Raw genomic sequence first — 16,834 nt, 5'->3', positions numbered from 1 at the left:
AGCCTTTTCACGTATTGAATTGCGGCTATCAAGCCTCGGCTGCCGTCCGAAATGCTATCGAATTACCGTTCAATATTTCCGGGCAATCCCGCTTTGCCTGCTTCCGACGGGTTTAGCCTCACATAGTCAGCCTTTAAATCTTCAGAGGTTTTGCGGCTTCCATCATGGCTCCAGCCGGGCGGCGCAATCATATACATCAGCCGCTGACGAAGACTGAGACCGGATGAGAACACGTCCTTGAACATGCCAACCCATTCATGGAACGCCACGCGCACAGGATTGAATGTGCCGACATTCTTCACAATGCCGTATCGCGGCATATCTTCGGGCAATTCTTCAACAAAAGTGCCGAACATGCGATCCCAGATAATCAGCGTGCCTGCATAATTGGCATCGAGATAACGCGGATTGGTTGCGTGATGGACACGGTGATGCGAAGGCGTATTGAAGATAAACTCGATAGGCTTCGGCAGTTTGTCGATCGCTTCGGTGTGAATCCAGAACTGATAAATCAGATTGAAGCCATAAACGAAGGCAATCACCGCCGGATGAAATCCGAGCAAAACCAACGGCACCTGCAGCACGAACATGCCGGTCATCTGGCCGGTCCACGACTGCCGCAAGGCGGTTGTGAGGTTATAATGCTGGCTGGAATGATGGTTGACGTGCTCCGCCCAAACCCAGCGAACGCGATGCGCAATCCGGTGATACCAATAATAGCGCAGATCATCGAAGATGAAGGCTATTACAAACACCCACCAATGCAGCCCAAGATCGAAAAAACGGAATTGCCAAACCCAAAGCAGCGCCGTCACTGAAACGAAGCCGAGCAGCAGCCCCGCCGCGACATTGCCTGCTCCCATCAGCAGACTTGTGAAAGCATCGCGCGTTTCAAATTCGCCTTTGCGCTGCCAGTAGCGGATTGCCACCAGTTCAATCAAAATTCCCAGCACATAAAGAGGGATTGCAACACGCGTCACATCGAAGAATACCGGATTGCTATCCATTTCGGCCCCTCTCCCCATCTGAGCCTGAAAGCCAGTCTATCACTCTTTGCCGATCTGCAGCATCACTGAAAAGAAGCCTTGCCTTGGGCCAGGTAAAATCCTTCATGTGCAATATCAGTTCGGCGCCACCCTTCTCCTCAAGGGCAAGCACATCTGATGCTGCCACACATCGCGTAAGAAACCGATCGCCAACACCGTGAACTATCCCCGTTTCGGCCTCCCTCAACGGGAAAAACGCTGTGCGACGATCTTCCGTATAACAAATCTCACTGATTGCGATTTCCGGATAGTCGACATGAAAGCGCGCTTTGACGATTTCGTCATTCGCAAGAATGCTGCGCTTTAGACCTCCACCCAGAAAATGAATTGCCAATACGCCAAAACCTATCCCGGCGATAACCATAAGTAGAAGCAGCCGCAAATCCATGAACTCTCCCGTTCGCAGCGATGCCAGTATGTTCCCACAAACATCCTAGCCATCAGCCAGCGCGAATACATCCCAAAACTTTGGGGGACCGATTTACGAGTCGCACCTGACGCGGCACTGCAACAGGAGATTGTTTCGATTTGGAGCACTCTGAAAGCCCGGACGGAAACAAATATTGACCAATAAGCTTCCCTAAACAGTCAAAATTCTGAAAAGTTTCAGAATTTTCCGAAATGGTCAAAAATTTCGCGTTTCAGGGGTTGAAGAATGGTTGCAACCGGTCCATATGACAGGTGCTTACCGCTTGCGCCTCCTCCCATTGCGCGCGGTAAGTGTTCCCCTCTGGAGGTTTGCCTTTATGGCACCTTCATAACTTAGCCGGACTTTTTAGTCCGGCTCTTTTTTTGCCTAAATTTCAGTAAGTTATAACTAAAATAAAAAGCGCCGCGTTACCGCAGCGCTTTCAAAAGCAATGCCTGTTTTCAGGCCGGAAATGACTGTCAAAGAACATGGTTCTCATCATCTTTCCGGCCATAAAAACGCATTCCAAGTTCTTTCGCCGACAAACAAAATCTGCGTCCGAACGTGGTAATTTTATTTCTGTCGGAGCGATAGAGTACCGCTCCGACCTGTCACTTTACAAAGCGTTAATATGCGACCGATGAGTTGTATCAGCCGTAAGATGCAACCGGTGGGCAAGAACAGATTAGATTTCTGTCGCCGCCCACATTGTCGATGCGGCTGACAGGCGGCCAATATTTCGCCGTCGTGTCAAAATCACCACTTAACGCGCTTCCCGGAAACACTGCTTCCTCACGGGTGTAAGGATGTGTCCATTCCGTTGCCAGCGTGTCGCCTGCGGTGTGCGGTGCATTGGCAAGTGGATTGTCATCCGCAGGCCAGACACCATCGGCAACCTTCTTTGCTTCGCCTGCAATGGCAATCATTGCATCGCAAAGACGATCGATTTCCGACTTCGGCTCAGACTCGGTTGGCTCAATCATCAGCGTTCCGGCGACCGGCCACGACATGGTCGGTGCATGGAAACCATAGTCGATGAGGCGCTTTGCCACGTCTTCCACGGTGATGCCTGCGCTATCTTTCAGAACACGCGTATCCACGATGCACTCATGCGCCACACGATCATGCGCGCCGGTGTAAAGGATCGGATAAGCGTCCTTCAGACGATGCGCGATGTAGTTGGCGTTGAGGATTGCAGCCTCGGTTGCCTTCTTGAGACCCGCGCCGCCCATCATGCGGATATACATCCACGTAATGACCAGAATGGATGCACTGCCAAACGGTGCTGCGGAAACAGCGTGCTTGGAACCAAGATCAACATGACCCGGCAGGTAAGGCACCAGATGCTTGGCCACACCAATCGGACCAACACCCGGACCGCCGCCGCCATGCGGAATGCAGAAGGTCTTGTGCAGATTCATGTGGCAAACGTCAGCACCAATATCGCAAGGACGCGCGAGGCCGACGAGTGCATTGAGGTTTGCGCCGTCGAAATAGACCTGACCGCCATTGTCATGGACGATCTCGCAGAAAGCCTTGATGCCTTCTTCGAACACGCCATAGGTCGACGGATAGGTAATCATGAACGCCGCAAGATTATCGCGATGCTTCTCAGCCTTGGCTTTCAGATCATCAATGTCGATATCGCCATCCGGACGGCAATTGACGACCACAACGCTCATGCCAGCCATCGATGCGCTGGCAGGATTGGTGCCATGTGCAGACGATGGAATAAGGCAGATGTTGCGATGACCTTCGCCGCGTGACTGGTGATAGTGGCGGATTGCGAGAAGACCCGCATATTCGCCCTGACTACCAGCATTTGGCTGCAGCGATACGCCTGCAAAGCCGGTGATTTCGCAAAGCCATGCTTCGACGTCCGAGGTCATCTTGGCATAGCCGGTTGTCTGTGCAGCAGGCGCGAACGGATGCAGATTGGCAACCGTGTTCCAGCTGACCGGCATCATTTCTGCTGCCGCATTGAGCTTCATTGTGCAGGAGCCAAGCGGGATCATCGCACGATCAAGCGCCAGATCCTTGTCCGCCAGACGACGCAGGAAGCGCATCATCTCGGTTTCCGAACGGTGCGAATGGAACACATCCTGTGTTAGGAAGCCTTCACCACGTCCTTTGGACGGCGTCAGCAGATCATCGTTACCGACTGGCTTTGCGCCAAACAGAACGGCGAGTGCTGCAAGATCGTCTTCCGTCGAGGTTTCGTCAAAGGTGACGCCAACCGTATCCGTATCAATGATACGAAGCAGACGACCACCCTTGTCAGCCTCATCAGCAATGGCCTGCGCCTTGCCGGAAACCTTGACGCTTACGGTATCGAACAGGCTATCGCCCGCGATTTCGACGCCAGCAGCCTTGAGGCCCGTTGCGAAGCGAGACGCAAGACCGGCAACACGCGTTGCAATAGCCTGAAGGCCAGCTGGACCATGCCAGATGGCAAAGGATGCAGCCATATTGGCAAGCAATGCCTGGGCGGTGCAGATGTTGGAAGTCGCCTTGTCGCGGCGGATATGCTGCTCACGCGTCTGAAGAGCCAGACGATAAGCGGCACGACCATGTGCATCGACCGACTGACCAACGATACGGCCCGGAATGATGCGCGTCAGTGGCTCGGATACTGCGAGATATGCAGCATGTGGACCACCAAAGCCCATTGGAACGCCATAGCGCTGCATAGAGCCGACAGCCATGTCAGCGCCCCACTTGGCAGGCGCTTCCAGAATGGTCAGCGCCAGCGGATCGGCAACAGCGATAACCAAAGCGCCCTTGGCCTTTGCATCGGCGATGACAGCGGTGAAGTCGCCATAAACGCCACGCGTATCCGGCCATGGAACGATGACGGCAGCGGTGTTGTCGTCAACAGCACTTCCGGCTTCAACCTGCCAGCCAAGCGGCTCTGCACGGGTGTTAATCACATCCACGCTCTGCGGGTGCAGATCGCCTGCAAGCAGAATGCGCGAGCGCTTGTCGCGGTGATGGCGAACAGCAACGCCCACAGCTTCAGCAACGGCAGTTGCTTCATCCAGCAGCGATGCACAGGCAACCGGCAGGCCGGAAAGCTCGGCAACGAGCGTCTGGAAGTGGAACAGAAGCTCCAGACGGCCCTGGCTGATTTCCGACTGGTAAGGCGTGTAAGCCGTGTACCAGGCCGGATTTTCAAACAGGTTGCGCTGAATGACAGGTGGCGTCTGCACACCATGATAGCCCGCACCGATGAAGCTCTTCTTCACCACATTGCGGCCCATGATTTCATTGAGCTCGGCAAGTGCTGCGTGTTCGCTCAAAGCCGCTGGTAGATCAAGCGCGCGGTTCAAGCGGATGGATGCCGGAACAGCCTGCGTGATCAGTGTTTCCATGGAAGGAAGACCGAGCGCTGCAAGCATTGCGCGCTCGTCTTCTACGCGTGGCCCGATATGACGGGCAACAAAGGGGAGAACCTGTTGCGTCATCTTTTTATCCTACAAGTTTGTCGTAACCAGCCTTGTCGAGAAGTCCCGAAAGCTGGCCTTCATCGGAAAGCTTGAGCTTGAACAGCCAGCCTTCGCCTTCTGCAGCCTGATTGATGAGAGCCGGATCGCTGGAAACGGCGTCGTTAACTTCAACCACTTCGCCATCGACCGGAGCATAAACGTCGGAAGCGGCCTTGACCGATTCAACAACGACGATGCCTTCGCCCTTGGAAACGGTACGACCGACTTCCGGCAGATCTACGAATACGAGGTCGCCCAGCTGTTCCTGTGCGTGGATCGTGATGCCGACAGTGGCAACGCCACCTTCGACGCTGATCCACTCATGATCTTCGGTGAACAGGATATTGGCCATGGAAATCATCCTTTGCGATAGCGATGCGGTGTGAAGGGAAGTGCATGAACATCAACGGGAACCTTGTTACCGCGGACGTCTGCGAAAATGCGGGTACCTGGGACTGCGAGGCTTGCCTCGACATAACCCATGGCAACAGGGAACCCTGCGGATGGACCGAAGCCACCCGATGTGACGGTGCCGATCTGAAAACCGGATTCGTCGAAAAGTTCTGCGCCGCCACGCACTGGCTGGCGGCCTTCCGGCTTAAGGCCAACACGCTTGGCGGTTGCACCCTTGGCAATCGCATCCAGAACTGCTTTGGCGCCATTGAAGGCAGCCTTTTCACGCACTGACTTGGTGATTGCCCATGTAAGACCAGCAGAGACCGGATCGGTTTCCGGCGTAATATCCTGACCGTGCAGGCAAAGACCCGCTTCAAGGCGTAAGGAATCGCGGGCAGCAAGACCGATCCATTCGACGCGTTCGTCAGCCAGAAGCTTGGTTGCAAGCGCGCGCGCCTCATCGGCAGGCAAGCCAATTTCAAAACCATCTTCGCCGGTATAGCCCGAACGGGTCATGAACCAGTTAGGATTAGGTTCAAAGCCGCTCATAAAGCCGAGCTCTGCACCTTTAAGACCGGCATCGGTAATGACGCTTTCGGCTTCCGGACCCTGAATGGCCAGGAAAACGCGATCCAGTGGATTGACCGTTACATCCTTGCCAGATGCTGCTTCATTGAGATGCTCAATATCGGCATCAGCGTTGCCCGCATTGGCAACGACCATGAAACGGTCTTCGCCAAGGCGCGTGACGATAAGATCATCAAGAACGCCGCCTTGGTCATTGAGAAAGAAAGTATATTTCGACTGACCGGTTTTCAGAACCGAAGGATCAAGCGGACAGGTTTCGCTCAAAAGCGCGATTGCATCTGCGCCCGAAACTTCAATCAGCTTCATATGAGAAATATCGAAAAGACCGACATGCTCACGCGTATGAAGATGTTCCTTCATCACGCCAAGCGGATAGGTGATCGGCATGTTCCAGCCAGCAAAACCGCCAAAGCGTGCGCCAGCTTCCTCATGCAGATCCTGCAAAGGCAGGGTATTCAAGTGTGCGGTATCGCCCATAACAACTCCAGAGTCGCACGTATGCCTCCGCGAAATGCGGTTGCTTCGTGCCCCTCTGTCTCAAGCCTGAGAGACTCGCATAGCTATAAAGCTATACTTACACCTTCGGCGCGGGGTTTCCCCCGACTTTCCAGAGTTGCCTTACCCGTCTGCGGTTCCTTGTACCTGAGAGATTTCGGGCGATTTCCCCTTCGGTGGCCAACTTGCGTCAGCTCTCTCCCGCAGACAAACAGTGACAGAACATTCTCGTAAAACGCAAAGCTCCATCACACGACATAAGTCACTTAGCTTAAACCGTTTCTGGTGTCATGTATAATTATTGTCACGAGACGACAATTCCCGGGGATTTTGCGACAAAAATCGATCTTTCCCGAAAGCGCAAAAGAACCCTCTAACAAAGTCCCTTACATTAGTGAATATTGCTGGAAATTTACAATCCATTAAGGATTGAGGCCATAAAGGGCGCTCAAATTGGTGATTTGGGCAGTCGGCATGATGATTGTGATTATAAAATGACCAAGCTGCGCAAAAGCCATGCAATCGACAGGCTAAATTGCACAGCAGCTATGCAAATCTGTCTCTCCACTTCCGAAATCATCGAGCCTATATGCTGTTCGCAACACAGAGAGATAAGATTTTACTAGGTGAGAGAAATGAACCTGATCCGCTCGTACAACAACTGGCGCCGCTACCGTAACACGGTAAATGAACTGAGCCGCCTGAGCCCACGCGAACTGAACGACCTTGGCATTCTTGCTTCGGAAATCCCGTTCGTTGCACGCAAGGCAGCTGCTCGCTAATAGCGCCTCGAAAGGCACCCGCCTTTTTCTGGACCGCGACCCTTTAAACCGCGCGGTCCTCACAGTTTCCAAGGTTTTTGCCGGGGCGTTTTCCTCCCATTCCCCCGGTGACCGCAAGACCGGAACTCCTCCTCCCAAGCCGGTCTTACCCTAAATGACACCCGCCGCTCCTCCCGCGGCGGGTGTTGTTTTTTAACAACGGCTCCTGTTAAGACTGAATCGTCGGAACCTCTGTAAGTACTTGTTTTTACGCATTATCCTACGCAAAACCGTTTCGCACTTTTGCTGGAAATGCTTTATGCAGCCTCCTGTATCGCAAGCGCCGACTTTTCGCGACCCATCCGATCCAGTGCAATAGAGATTGCAAACACGACAAGACCGGCAACTGCCAGAAGCGCACCGACCGTTCCGGTTGAAGTCCAGCCAAATCCCCATGCAACCGCCAAACCACCCAGTGACGCGCCAATCGCATTGGCAAGATTGAGTGCTGAATGATTAAGCGCTGCTGCCAATGTCTGCGCATCTGCCGCAACATCCATAAGGCGCGTCTGCAATGCTGGAACAAGCGCAAAGCCACCGCCAACCAGCAATATGTTTAAGAATGCTGTGGCCGGATGCTGCATCAAAAATGGAAATGCCAGCATGACAGCCATGTCGTAGAGCAGCACCATTCCAACAGTGCCCATCACAGTGCGGTCAGTCAGCTTTGAACCGACGATATTGCCAAGCACCATACCAAGCCCGAATGTAGCAAAGACCAGTGGCATCCATTTCACATCGACATGCGAAACTTCAGTCACGGTAGCAGCCACATAGGTGAAGACGGAGAACAATCCGCCGGTGCCAATCGCGCCTATTCCAAGGGTCAGCCAAACCTGCTTGCGACGGAAGGCACCAAGCTCACGCAGCGGCGAAGCACCTTCGTCTGCAGGCTGCTTGGGCACATATATCGTAACCAATACCATCGTGAGGATAGCGATCAGGCCAACAGCTGCAAACATTGCACGCCAACCAGCCACTTGTCCGAGCCATGTCGCCAAAGGCGTTCCGCACAATGTTGCAACGGTCAGCCCCATCATCACGCGGCCAACGGCTTTCGCACGCTTTCCGGGCGCCGCCATGGAAGCAGCCACCAAAGAAGCAACCCCAAAATAAGCGCCATGCGGAAAGCCCGCAACAAAACGCATGATATAAAGACCGGTATAGTCCTGCATGAATGCACTGGCCAGATTGCCGAGTGCAAACAGTCCCATGAAAAGAAAGAGCAGTTTGCGGCGATCAAGCTTTGCACCAATAACTGCAAGCACCGGCGCACCGATCAACACGCCCAATGCATATGAACTTATGAGATGACCCGCTGAAGGCATATCGACCTGAAGATCGCGTGCGATATCCGGCAAAAGTGCCATGATCGCGAATTCGCCGGTGCCGATACCGAAGCCGCCAATAGCGAGTGCTAGTTCCGCCAGTCGCGCAGGCGAACGTGACGAAGTTTCCGGCAACGAAGCCGAAGTTTGAATTTTTGACATGAATGTGCCTGAAGGGAATGGAGGATGTCGGACAACCCTACCACTCCTTTCAGGCAAAGGCGATACGCTTTATCGTGATAAGCGCATGGAAAATCGCTGCTTACTTAGAGCGCCGTGCGCTCTTTTTGGCGCACAAATTTCGCTCTAACAGTTTATATTTACAGCATAATTTTACCTTAAACTGCTTCAGGTTTAAGGAATTATGCTGTAGCCGCCACAACCTCGATTTCGACCTTGAATTCTTCCCGTGTAAAGCCGGAAACGATCATCAGCGTTGAAGCCGGTGCGGGCTGCGGAAACAGGCGATCACGCACATCCATATAGGGACGCATATAAGCGCGATCCGTCACATAGGCGTTGATACGCACGACATCGGAAAGTTCCATGCCGCCATCGCGCAAAATACGTCCGATGTTTTCAAAGCAAAGCTCTGCCTGCGCGCCTGCATCTTCCGGCACCGAACCATCTGGCGCAATGCCAAGCTGGCCAGAGCAGAGTACCAGCTCGGCACCTGCACTCACCTTCACGCCATGACTATAGGCGGCAAAGGGAGCAGCCATATCGGCTGGCAGCAAATGTTTCAAAACAGCCATTTTATGTCCTCAGGTTCTTGGTGCAGATGCCAGCAATTCTTTGAGCCGTGCAGCACCCGCTGCAATATCGTCTTCGGAAGGATTTATACCCGCTGCAAGCAGCCGCCGAGCAATCATGTGGTCAGCCGGACGGTTGATGGAATCGACCGCAACCAACTTTTCGCCCGCAAAATGAAACACCGAGAATGCATTATCTTCGAGGTTGCCTGACAGAATATGACGGTCGGCATCGAACGAAAGCCCAGCGGTCTGCAATTTCATGTCACCCTGATCCGACCAGAACCAAGCCACATCACGAAACGGCGTACCGCGCCCGACAATCGAGCGCGCAACATGTTTGGCCTGATCGGTTGCATTCTGCACCGATTCCAGTCGTACGCGACGACCTGCATGGAAATGGTCATAGCTCACGCAATCGCCAATCGCATAAACATGCTCACTCGACGCACGCATATGCTCATCCACCACGATGCCATTATCGACAACAAGTCCGGCTTCGGTCGCAAGCTCAACATTTGGGACAGCCCCCGTCCCCAGCACCACCATATCAGCTGGAAAAAGCGTGCCATTGGCCGCTTTCACACCTGTAACGCGGCCGTCTTTACCCTCAATCGCGTCAACGCCAACGCCCGTCAGAAGCGTAATATCCGACGCACGGCTGCGTGTTTCGACATGCGCCGAAATATGTGTTGCAACCGAACGACCCAGCACACGAGGGGCTGCTTCAATCAGAACGGTCTTCTTGCCAAGAGCTACAGCACTATGCGCCATTTCAAGACCGATAAAGCCGCCACCGATAATCACCACATTTTCAACACGCGGCATCATATCGGCAATGCGGCGCGCATCACCCAAACGGCGCAATGTGACAACGCCGTCGAGACCAACACCCGGCATGTCAGGAATGCGTGCGCGGGCACCGGTCGCAAAAACCAGCTCCGACCAGCTTAGCACCTTGCCGTCATCAAGCGTGACTGTCTTGTCAGTCAGAGACACATGCTCAACGCTGTGCCCGAAAAGCATCTCAATACTATTATCGCGATAGGTACTTTCCGGACGCAGTACCAGAATCCCGCTTTCGGGTGCCTTCAGATAAGATTTGGAAAGCGGCGGCTTATGATAGGGAATCTCCTGCTCATCATTGATCAGGACGATCTCGCCCGCATAGCCTTCTTGTCTCAGACTGATTGCTGCCTGCGAACCTGCATGGCCCGCGCCAATAATAATGCATCTGTTGTCCATAGGACCTCCGGAATTTTCCCGCGCATCATAATCATGAGACAGGCGGTCGCGTGGCGAATTCGTCACGGATTCACACCTTAATTGCACGCCTCCCTATTTTTTTAAACATTTAGTTTGACCGATCGGTCAGATTGTTTAGTAAGTTCTTTGCTTCAGCACGCAGCCTACCCCCAGCAGCCAGCCAGGAGCCTCCACTTGAAACGATATTGGTCAGAATATACGAGCGAGGCATTCTCCCGCCTGGAGCGCGATAAAATCGTGGCAGTTCTGCCCGTTGGCGCGACAGAACAGCACGGACCACATCTACCTCTGGCAGTGGATGCAGCGATTGTGGACGGCATGGTGAAAGAAACCATCGCCCGCCTTCCCGATGAAAGCAAAGCGCTGTTTCTGCCCACGCAAGCTATCGGCAAAAGCAATGAGCACAGCCTTTATCCCGGCACACTGACATTCTCGGCAGAAACGCTCATTCGCATGTGGTGTGAAATTGGCGCCTGCGTTGCCGCAAGCGGCGTTCGCAAAATGGCGCTGCTGAACAGCCATGGCGGCCAGATCACAGTCATGGACATTGTGGCGCGCGAATTGCGTATCAAACACAATATGATGGTGTTCAGCGTCAATTGGTTTGGCCTCGGAATGCCTGAAGGCGTTTATAGCGAGCACGATCTCAAGCACGGCATTCATGCCGGCGACATGGAAACCTCTGTCATGCTCGAATTCCACCCGGACCTGGTGGATATGTCGAAAGCGCAAAATTTCCGCACACTGACCGAAACCTTGGCTTCTGATTACAAGCATCTTTCGCTGAGCGGTGGTGCAAAGCCAGCATGGCAGGTGCAGGACATCAACGCTCATGGCGCTGCTGGCGACGCATCGATTGCCACCGCTGAAAAAGGCCGCAAGACCATCGACTTTGCTGCCGAGCGGCTGGTCGAGGTGCTGGCTGAGATCGAACGAGCGCCGCTCTCGTGGCTCGATAACCAACCTGCCTGGTAAGGACGATGAGCGTGGCCCCCAACTCGCAAACCCCATCTTCCCTGATCGATATCAACGGCGTCTATAAGCAATATGGAACAGGCGTCATTGCGGTCAGCGATATGTCGCTCAAGATCGAACAAGGTCAGTTCGTAAGCTTCCTCGGCCCATCAGGCTGCGGCAAGAGTACAGCACTTCGCATGATTGCAGGCCTTGAATCCATTTCGGCAGGCGACATCCACGTCAATGGCCATGCACCGGGCAAAGGCCCCATTGGTGCGCAGGACATCGGCTTTGTGTTTCAGGAACCTACCCTGATGCCGTGGGCCAGCGTTTTCGACAATGTCTATTTGCCGCTCCGTCTTTCCGGCATGTCGCGCAAGGAAGCCACGCCACGCGTGGAAGAAGTGCTGACGCAGGTTGGCCTGTCTCGCTTTGCCAACGCCTATCCACGCGAACTTTCGGGCGGCATGAAAATGCGCGTTTCGATTGCCCGCGCACTGGTCACGCGTCCGCGCCTTCTTTTGATGGATGAGCCTTTTGCAGCGCTCGATGAAATGACGCGCTTCAAGCTCAACAATGATGTGTTGCGGCTCTGGCAGGAACACGGCCTCACCGTGGTCTTCGTCACGCACAGCGTTTATGAGTCGGTCTATCTCTCAAACCGCGTCATCGTTATGGCCGCACGTCCCGGACGGGTCGTTGCCGATATCGCTATTGAAGGCAGCTATCCACGCGCTGAAAGCTTCCGCACCACGGAAGCTTACGCAAAGGATTGCGCGACGGTTTCCGATGCACTCACCGCAACGCTTTCGTCGCAAGACATCGACCACTAAGGACAGGGATCATGCAAAACCAAACGCCTGTTCTGAATTCCGAACAACATCGCCTCGCCCGCAGAGACCGCAACTTGCGGATCATCATGCCAACGCTTGCGATCATCATCGCACTTGGCATTTGGGAAGGTCTGGTGCGCTATTATAATGTGCCGCATTATCTGATCCCAGCTCCGTCGCTCATCGGCAAAACGCTGATTAAAGACGGGCCATCGCTGATGACGTCGATGTGGTTCACGGTCAAGCTCACACTGATTTCTCTGCTCTGCGCAATTGTCGGCGGCGTACTGCTTGGCATGATCTTCGCGCTGTCGCGACCGATTGAAATGGCTTTCTTTCCATTTGCCGTCATTCTTCAGGTAACGCCGGTCATTGCCATTGCACCGCTGATCCTGATCTATGTGCGCGATACGTTTTCAGCCCTGCTGATCTGCGCATGGATCGTGGCCTTCTTCCCGATCCTGTCAAACACGGTTATCGGCCTGCGTAGCGCCGATCATAATCTGCGCGATCTGTTCAAGCTCTATCGTGCCTCGCCATGGCAGCGTCTGCGCTATCTGCTTGCTCCAAGCGCCCTGCCTTACTTCATGGCTGCGCTCAAGATCGCTGGCGGGCTCTCGCTGATCGGTGCTGTGGTGGCAGAATTCGTTGCCGGCAGCGCCGGCCAAAGCACTGGCCTGGCCTCGCGTATTCTGGAATCGAGCTTCCGCAATGAAATCCCGCGCATGTTTGCTGCACTTTTCCTCGTTTCGCTGCTTGGCATTGTGATTTTCCTGATCACAAGCTGGCTGTCGCGCCTTGTGCTGGGACGCTGGCATGAAAGCGAGATCCGTCGTGAAAGATAAGATTGGCAAGGCTGATTTACTCAAAGGCGTCGCGGTTGCGGGTCGCAGCGGGCACTATGATATCGGCATCGATGGCGGACGCATTGCCTTGCTGACGCCTTCGCAAGCAACAGGCGGCGGCTTTATCACACCGCTTCTCGCTGATGTGCATGTGCATCTCGACAAGACATTCACCATCGGTCGCATAGCCGAGCGTGGCAGCGCCAAAGTTGATTGCCTGTTTGATGCGATTGATCTGATGAATATCGACCGTGAGAGCTGGAACGCCGACGATATCCGCGCACGCGCCACACGCGGTCTGGAAACAGCCTATGCGCAGGGCGTTGGTGCCATGCGAACTCATGTCGATTGGACCACACCTGCTGTACCAACAGCCTGGCCGGTGCTGAACGAGCTGCGTCAGGAATGGAAAGACCGCATCGACCTTGAGCTATCAGCGCTTATCCATGGCGATATCGTGCTTGATAGCGGTGCTGCAATTGCCCAGCGCGTGGCAAAAGACGGCGGCGTCCTTGGCGCTTTCTTCTATCGCAATGCTGATCTTGAAGCCAAAATCGAAGAGATGTTTCGTCTTGCGGTGAAGCATGATCTCAAGCTGGACTTTCACGTCGATGAAGGGCTTGAATTGGAAGCTGATGGCTTCTCGCTGATTGTTGCTGCAACCAAGCGTCACAATATGGGAGGCCGCGTTCTTTGCGGTCATGCCTGTTCACTTTCGCTGCGTTCACCCGAGGAACTAAGCCGCATTCTTGATGCCGCTGCGGATGCGGGAACGGCGCTTGTATCGCTGCCAACATCCAATCTTTATCTGCAAGACAGGATTGGCGGAAAATCGCCGCGTCTTCGCGGTGTGGCACCGCTTAAAGAAGCACGTCGTGCGGGCATGGACGCCATGCTTGGCTCCGACAATGTGCGCGACGCCTTCTATCCTTATGGCGATTACGATCCGCTTTCGGTTCTGCGCCTCGCAGCCCCGGTCTGCCACCTTGAGCCGGATGAATGGCTCGACAGCATCACCACCCTGCCCGCGCGTTTCATCGGAAGCGACCGCGTACAGGCGCTGAACGAAGGCAGGACTGCGAATTTTATCTGGCATGACGCCACAGACATCAATGACCTCATCAGCCGTCCGCAAGCGCGTCGCGTCATCTGGCGCGATGGTACAAAAATTTAATCGGAGAACCCCATGAATTCTGCCGCACCACAGCGCATCTATGACTGGGCCGCGTTTCGCGCCGAAATCGAAGGTATCCGCATTTATGACGACCCCAAGCAGGTCGAACTGCGGTCCCGCGATTATTTCTGGTATAGCCCGATCCTGACGGAAGACATTGGCCATTATTTGGGCGATCTCGTCGTTATCCCAAAAGATCAGGATGAAGTACGCCGCGTGGCAGCAGCTGCAGCAAAGCTTCGCATTCCGATCACCGTTCGCGGTGGCGGCACCGGCAATTATGGTCAGTGCGTTCCGCTTGAAGGCGGTGTCATTCTCGATATGACAAAGATCGACCGCATCATCGCAATCGAACCGGGCAAGGTTCGCGTTGAAGGTGGCGCACGTATTTCGCGCCTCGACGATGCTGTGCGCGAAACAGGCCAGGAACTGTTGATGTATCCGTCGACCCGCCGCATCGCCACGATTGGCGGCTTTTTCTCAGGCGGTTCGGGTGGCATCGGTTCGCTGCGCCACGGCATGTTGCGTGACGATGGCAATGTCTATTCGGTCAAGGTTCTGACCGTTGAGCCAGAACCGAAAATCATCGAGTTGACAGGCCGCGACATCCATAAGGTGCAGCATGCCTATGGCACCAATGGTATTATTCTAGAGCTCGAAATCGGCCTCACCAAAGCAACCGAATGGGTGCATACTGCGGCGCTTTTCGACAGCTACGAGGCAACACTAAAATTCTGTCTCAAAGCACTCGAAGAAAACCTCGATTGCTATCTGCTGACGACGGTAGATCGCCGCTTTGCACGTTTTTACACCAAGTTTGGCGAATTGTTCCCATCCGACAAGGATGCGGTCTTTGCGATGATTGCACCGGAAGAACTGGCTCGTTTCGAGCAATTGGCCACAGAGTTCGGCGGCAATGTTTCCTTCTCGATGACGTTGGATGAGCTGCACAGAGCCGGTCTTCAGCCTGCATACGAATGCGGCTGGAACCACACCACCCTTCAGGCGCTGAAGGCAGAGCCGGGCTGGACCTATTTGCAGGTTGCCTATCCGCGTCCGTTCGACATCGATGTGGTGACACGCCAGATCGAACGCTACGGTGAAACGCAATATATGCATCACGAAATGGCGCGTCTGGAAGGCGAAGTTCAGATTTTTGCCTTGCCGCTTGTACGCTTTGAAGGCCGTGATGAGATGTATCGCCTGATCGAAGAGCTGGAACAGGTTGACGGCTGCGACATCTACGATCCCCATGCCTATACAATCGAAGACGGCGGCATGAAGGAAATCGACAGCATGCAGATCGAATTCAAGAAGCAGGCCGATCCTTATGGTCTGCTTAATCCGGGCAAAACCCGCGGCTGGACAGCTGACATGGTAGCAAAAGACTAATCAAGGGGAACCAAAATGAAAAAAGCACTCTTTGCGGCAGTCGCCGCTTTCTCGCTCGGCCTATCCGCACAGATGGCCTATGCACTCGACAAGGTGACGCTCGGCACCAACTGGCTGGCACAGGCCGGTCACGGCGGCTTCTATCAGGCTGTTGCCGATGGCACCTATGAGAAATACGGCCTCGATGTGAAGATCGAAATGGGTGGACCTCAGGTCAACAATCGCCCAATGCTGGCCGCTGGTCGTCTCGACTTTCTGCTGACCGGCAATCTGCTTTTGTCGTTCAACAATGTTGCCAATGGCGTGCCAACAACGGTTGTCGCGGCTTTCTATCAGAAAGACCCGCAGGCATTGATGGCACATGAAGGCGAATACAAGGACTTCAAAGACCTCGTCAATGCACAGACAATCCTGATTTCCAAGGATGGTCAGTTCTCGTTCTGGCCATGGCTGGTGAAAGATTTTGGCTTCAAGGACGAACAGCTCCGCCCTTATGGCTATAGCCTTGCGCAGTTCCTCGGCGACAAGAAGACCGTGCAGCAGGCCTATGCCACAGCAGAACCGATTTATGCTGAGAAAGAAGGCGCGAAAGTCACAACCTTCCTGCTCGCAGATCAGGGTTATAGCACCTATGCAAACACCATCGAAACGCGTCAGGATCTGATCGAAAAGAACCCTGATCTCGTACAGCGTTTTGTAACCGCTTCCATCGAAGGCTGGACCAATTTCCTCTATGGCGACAACAGCAAGGCCTATGAGCTGATCCTCAAAGATAATGCTGATATGAGCAAGGAAACGCTCGATGCAGAGCTTGCACGTCTTAAGGACCTCAAGCTCATCGACAGTGGCGACACGCTGGAAAAGGGTATCGGCGCCATCGATATGAACCGCGTCAAGGAATTCTACGAACTGGCTCGTAAGTCCGGTATCGTGAGCGGTGATGAGCTGGATATGACCAAGGTTGCCACCGACGCCTTCGTAAACAAAGGCGCAGGTCTCGACATCAAGAAGCAACTGGGCCAATAAGCGCCTTTTAAAAATCTGGAA

15 protein-coding genes and 1 riboswitch are annotated in these 16,834 nt (G+C 54.1%); of the genes, 7 read left to right on the top strand and 8 right to left on the bottom strand.

From position 1 onward, the window contains the following. Nucleotides 1-62: 62 nt before the first annotated feature. The 5 genes from CEV34_RS23615 to gcvT form a co-directional block, all read right to left on the bottom strand. Nucleotides 63-1,007 carry a sterol desaturase family protein gene (locus CEV34_RS23615; protein ID WP_007879531.1) on the bottom strand — a complete coding sequence of 315 codons (945 nt, stop codon included), beginning with the start codon at nucleotides 1,005-1,007 and terminating at the stop codon, nucleotides 63-65. Continuing rightward, entirely contained in the window at nucleotides 1,000-1,434 is a 435-nt protein-coding gene (locus CEV34_RS23610) for a hypothetical protein (protein ID WP_007879533.1), read from the bottom strand. The genes CEV34_RS23615 and CEV34_RS23610 overlap by 8 nt, the downstream gene beginning before the upstream one ends. Nucleotides 1,435-2,105: 671 nt before the next feature. After that, the gene (gene gcvP, locus CEV34_RS23605) at nucleotides 2,106-4,919 is read right to left on the bottom strand and encodes an aminomethyl-transferring glycine dehydrogenase (protein ID WP_007879537.1); all 2,814 of its coding nucleotides are present in this window, start codon (nucleotides 4,917-4,919) and stop codon (nucleotides 2,106-2,108) included. Between the two features lie 4 nt (nucleotides 4,920-4,923). Continuing rightward, nucleotides 4,924-5,292 carry a glycine cleavage system protein GcvH gene (gene gcvH, locus CEV34_RS23600; protein WP_007879538.1) on the bottom strand — a complete coding sequence of 123 codons (369 nt, stop codon included), beginning with the start codon at nucleotides 5,290-5,292 and terminating at the stop codon, nucleotides 4,924-4,926. Nucleotides 5,293-5,297: 5 nt separating this feature from the next. Beyond that, on the bottom strand, nucleotides 5,298-6,401 hold the full coding sequence (gene gcvT / locus CEV34_RS23595; RefSeq protein ID WP_007879539.1) for a glycine cleavage system aminomethyltransferase GcvT: 1,104 nt from the start codon (nucleotides 6,399-6,401) through the stop codon (nucleotides 5,298-5,300). A gap of 142 nt (nucleotides 6,402-6,543) precedes the next feature. Beyond that, a riboswitch (glycine riboswitch) is annotated at nucleotides 6,544-6,633 on the bottom strand. 421 nt (nucleotides 6,634-7,054) lie between these two features. Between gcvT and CEV34_RS23590 the strand changes: the two genes are divergently transcribed. Next, the gene (locus CEV34_RS23590) at nucleotides 7,055-7,201 is read left to right on the top strand and encodes a DUF1127 domain-containing protein (RefSeq protein WP_007879540.1); all 147 of its coding nucleotides are present in this window, start codon (nucleotides 7,055-7,057) and stop codon (nucleotides 7,199-7,201) included. Between the two features lie 296 nt (nucleotides 7,202-7,497). Here the strand turns inward: CEV34_RS23590 and CEV34_RS23585 are convergent, their stop codons facing one another. The 3 genes from CEV34_RS23585 to CEV34_RS23575 all read right to left on the bottom strand — a co-directional run bounded on the left by CEV34_RS23585 (nucleotide 7,498) and on the right by CEV34_RS23575 (nucleotide 10,565). Continuing rightward, a complete protein-coding gene (locus CEV34_RS23585; protein ID WP_007879541.1) occupies nucleotides 7,498-8,730 on the bottom strand; it encodes an MFS transporter in 1,233 nt (410 codons plus the stop codon). A 200-nt stretch (nucleotides 8,731-8,930) separates the two neighbouring features. Then, a complete protein-coding gene (locus CEV34_RS23580; RefSeq protein ID WP_094544706.1) occupies nucleotides 8,931-9,323 on the bottom strand; it encodes a RidA family protein in 393 nt (130 codons plus the stop codon). Nucleotides 9,324-9,332: 9 nt separating this feature from the next. After that, the gene (locus tag CEV34_RS23575; protein ID WP_007879551.1) at nucleotides 9,333-10,565 is read right to left on the bottom strand and encodes an NAD(P)/FAD-dependent oxidoreductase; all 1,233 of its coding nucleotides are present in this window, start codon (nucleotides 10,563-10,565) and stop codon (nucleotides 9,333-9,335) included. Nucleotides 10,566-10,760: 195 nt separating this feature from the next. Between CEV34_RS23575 and CEV34_RS23570 the strand changes: the two genes are divergently transcribed. From CEV34_RS23570 to CEV34_RS23545, 6 genes are read left to right on the top strand one after another with little or no spacing between them, the layout of a single operon-like run. Further along, complete coding sequence (locus CEV34_RS23570) at nucleotides 10,761-11,561, top strand: creatininase family protein (RefSeq protein ID WP_007879552.1); 801 nt, start codon at nucleotides 10,761-10,763, stop codon at nucleotides 11,559-11,561. Nucleotides 11,562-11,566: 5 nt separating this feature from the next. Further along, nucleotides 11,567-12,376: an ABC transporter ATP-binding protein gene (locus CEV34_RS23565; protein ID WP_007879553.1), complete on the top strand. Its 810-nt coding sequence runs from the start codon at nucleotides 11,567-11,569 to the stop codon at nucleotides 12,374-12,376. 11 nt (nucleotides 12,377-12,387) lie between these two features. Then, entirely contained in the window at nucleotides 12,388-13,221 is an 834-nt protein-coding gene (locus CEV34_RS23560; protein WP_007879555.1) for an ABC transporter permease, read from the top strand. Next, complete coding sequence (locus CEV34_RS23555) at nucleotides 13,193-14,395, top strand: amidohydrolase family protein (protein ID WP_051064000.1); 1,203 nt, start codon at nucleotides 13,193-13,195, stop codon at nucleotides 14,393-14,395. Before CEV34_RS23560 ends, CEV34_RS23555 begins: the two co-directional genes overlap by 29 nt. A gap of 12 nt (nucleotides 14,396-14,407) precedes the next feature. Then, complete coding sequence (locus CEV34_RS23550) at nucleotides 14,408-15,787, top strand: FAD-binding oxidoreductase (RefSeq protein WP_007879559.1); 1,380 nt, start codon at nucleotides 14,408-14,410, stop codon at nucleotides 15,785-15,787. Nucleotides 15,788-15,802: 15 nt separating this feature from the next. Continuing rightward, a complete protein-coding gene (locus CEV34_RS23545) occupies nucleotides 15,803-16,813 on the top strand; it encodes an ABC transporter substrate-binding protein (protein WP_007879561.1) in 1,011 nt (336 codons plus the stop codon). The last annotated feature ends 21 nt before the right edge of the window (nucleotides 16,814-16,834 follow it).

The organism is Brucella pseudogrignonensis, from assembly GCF_002252525.1.
GTDB lineage: Bacteria > Pseudomonadota > Alphaproteobacteria > Rhizobiales > Rhizobiaceae > Brucella > Brucella pseudogrignonensis.
This window is presented reverse-complemented; position numbering and strand designations above follow the sequence as displayed.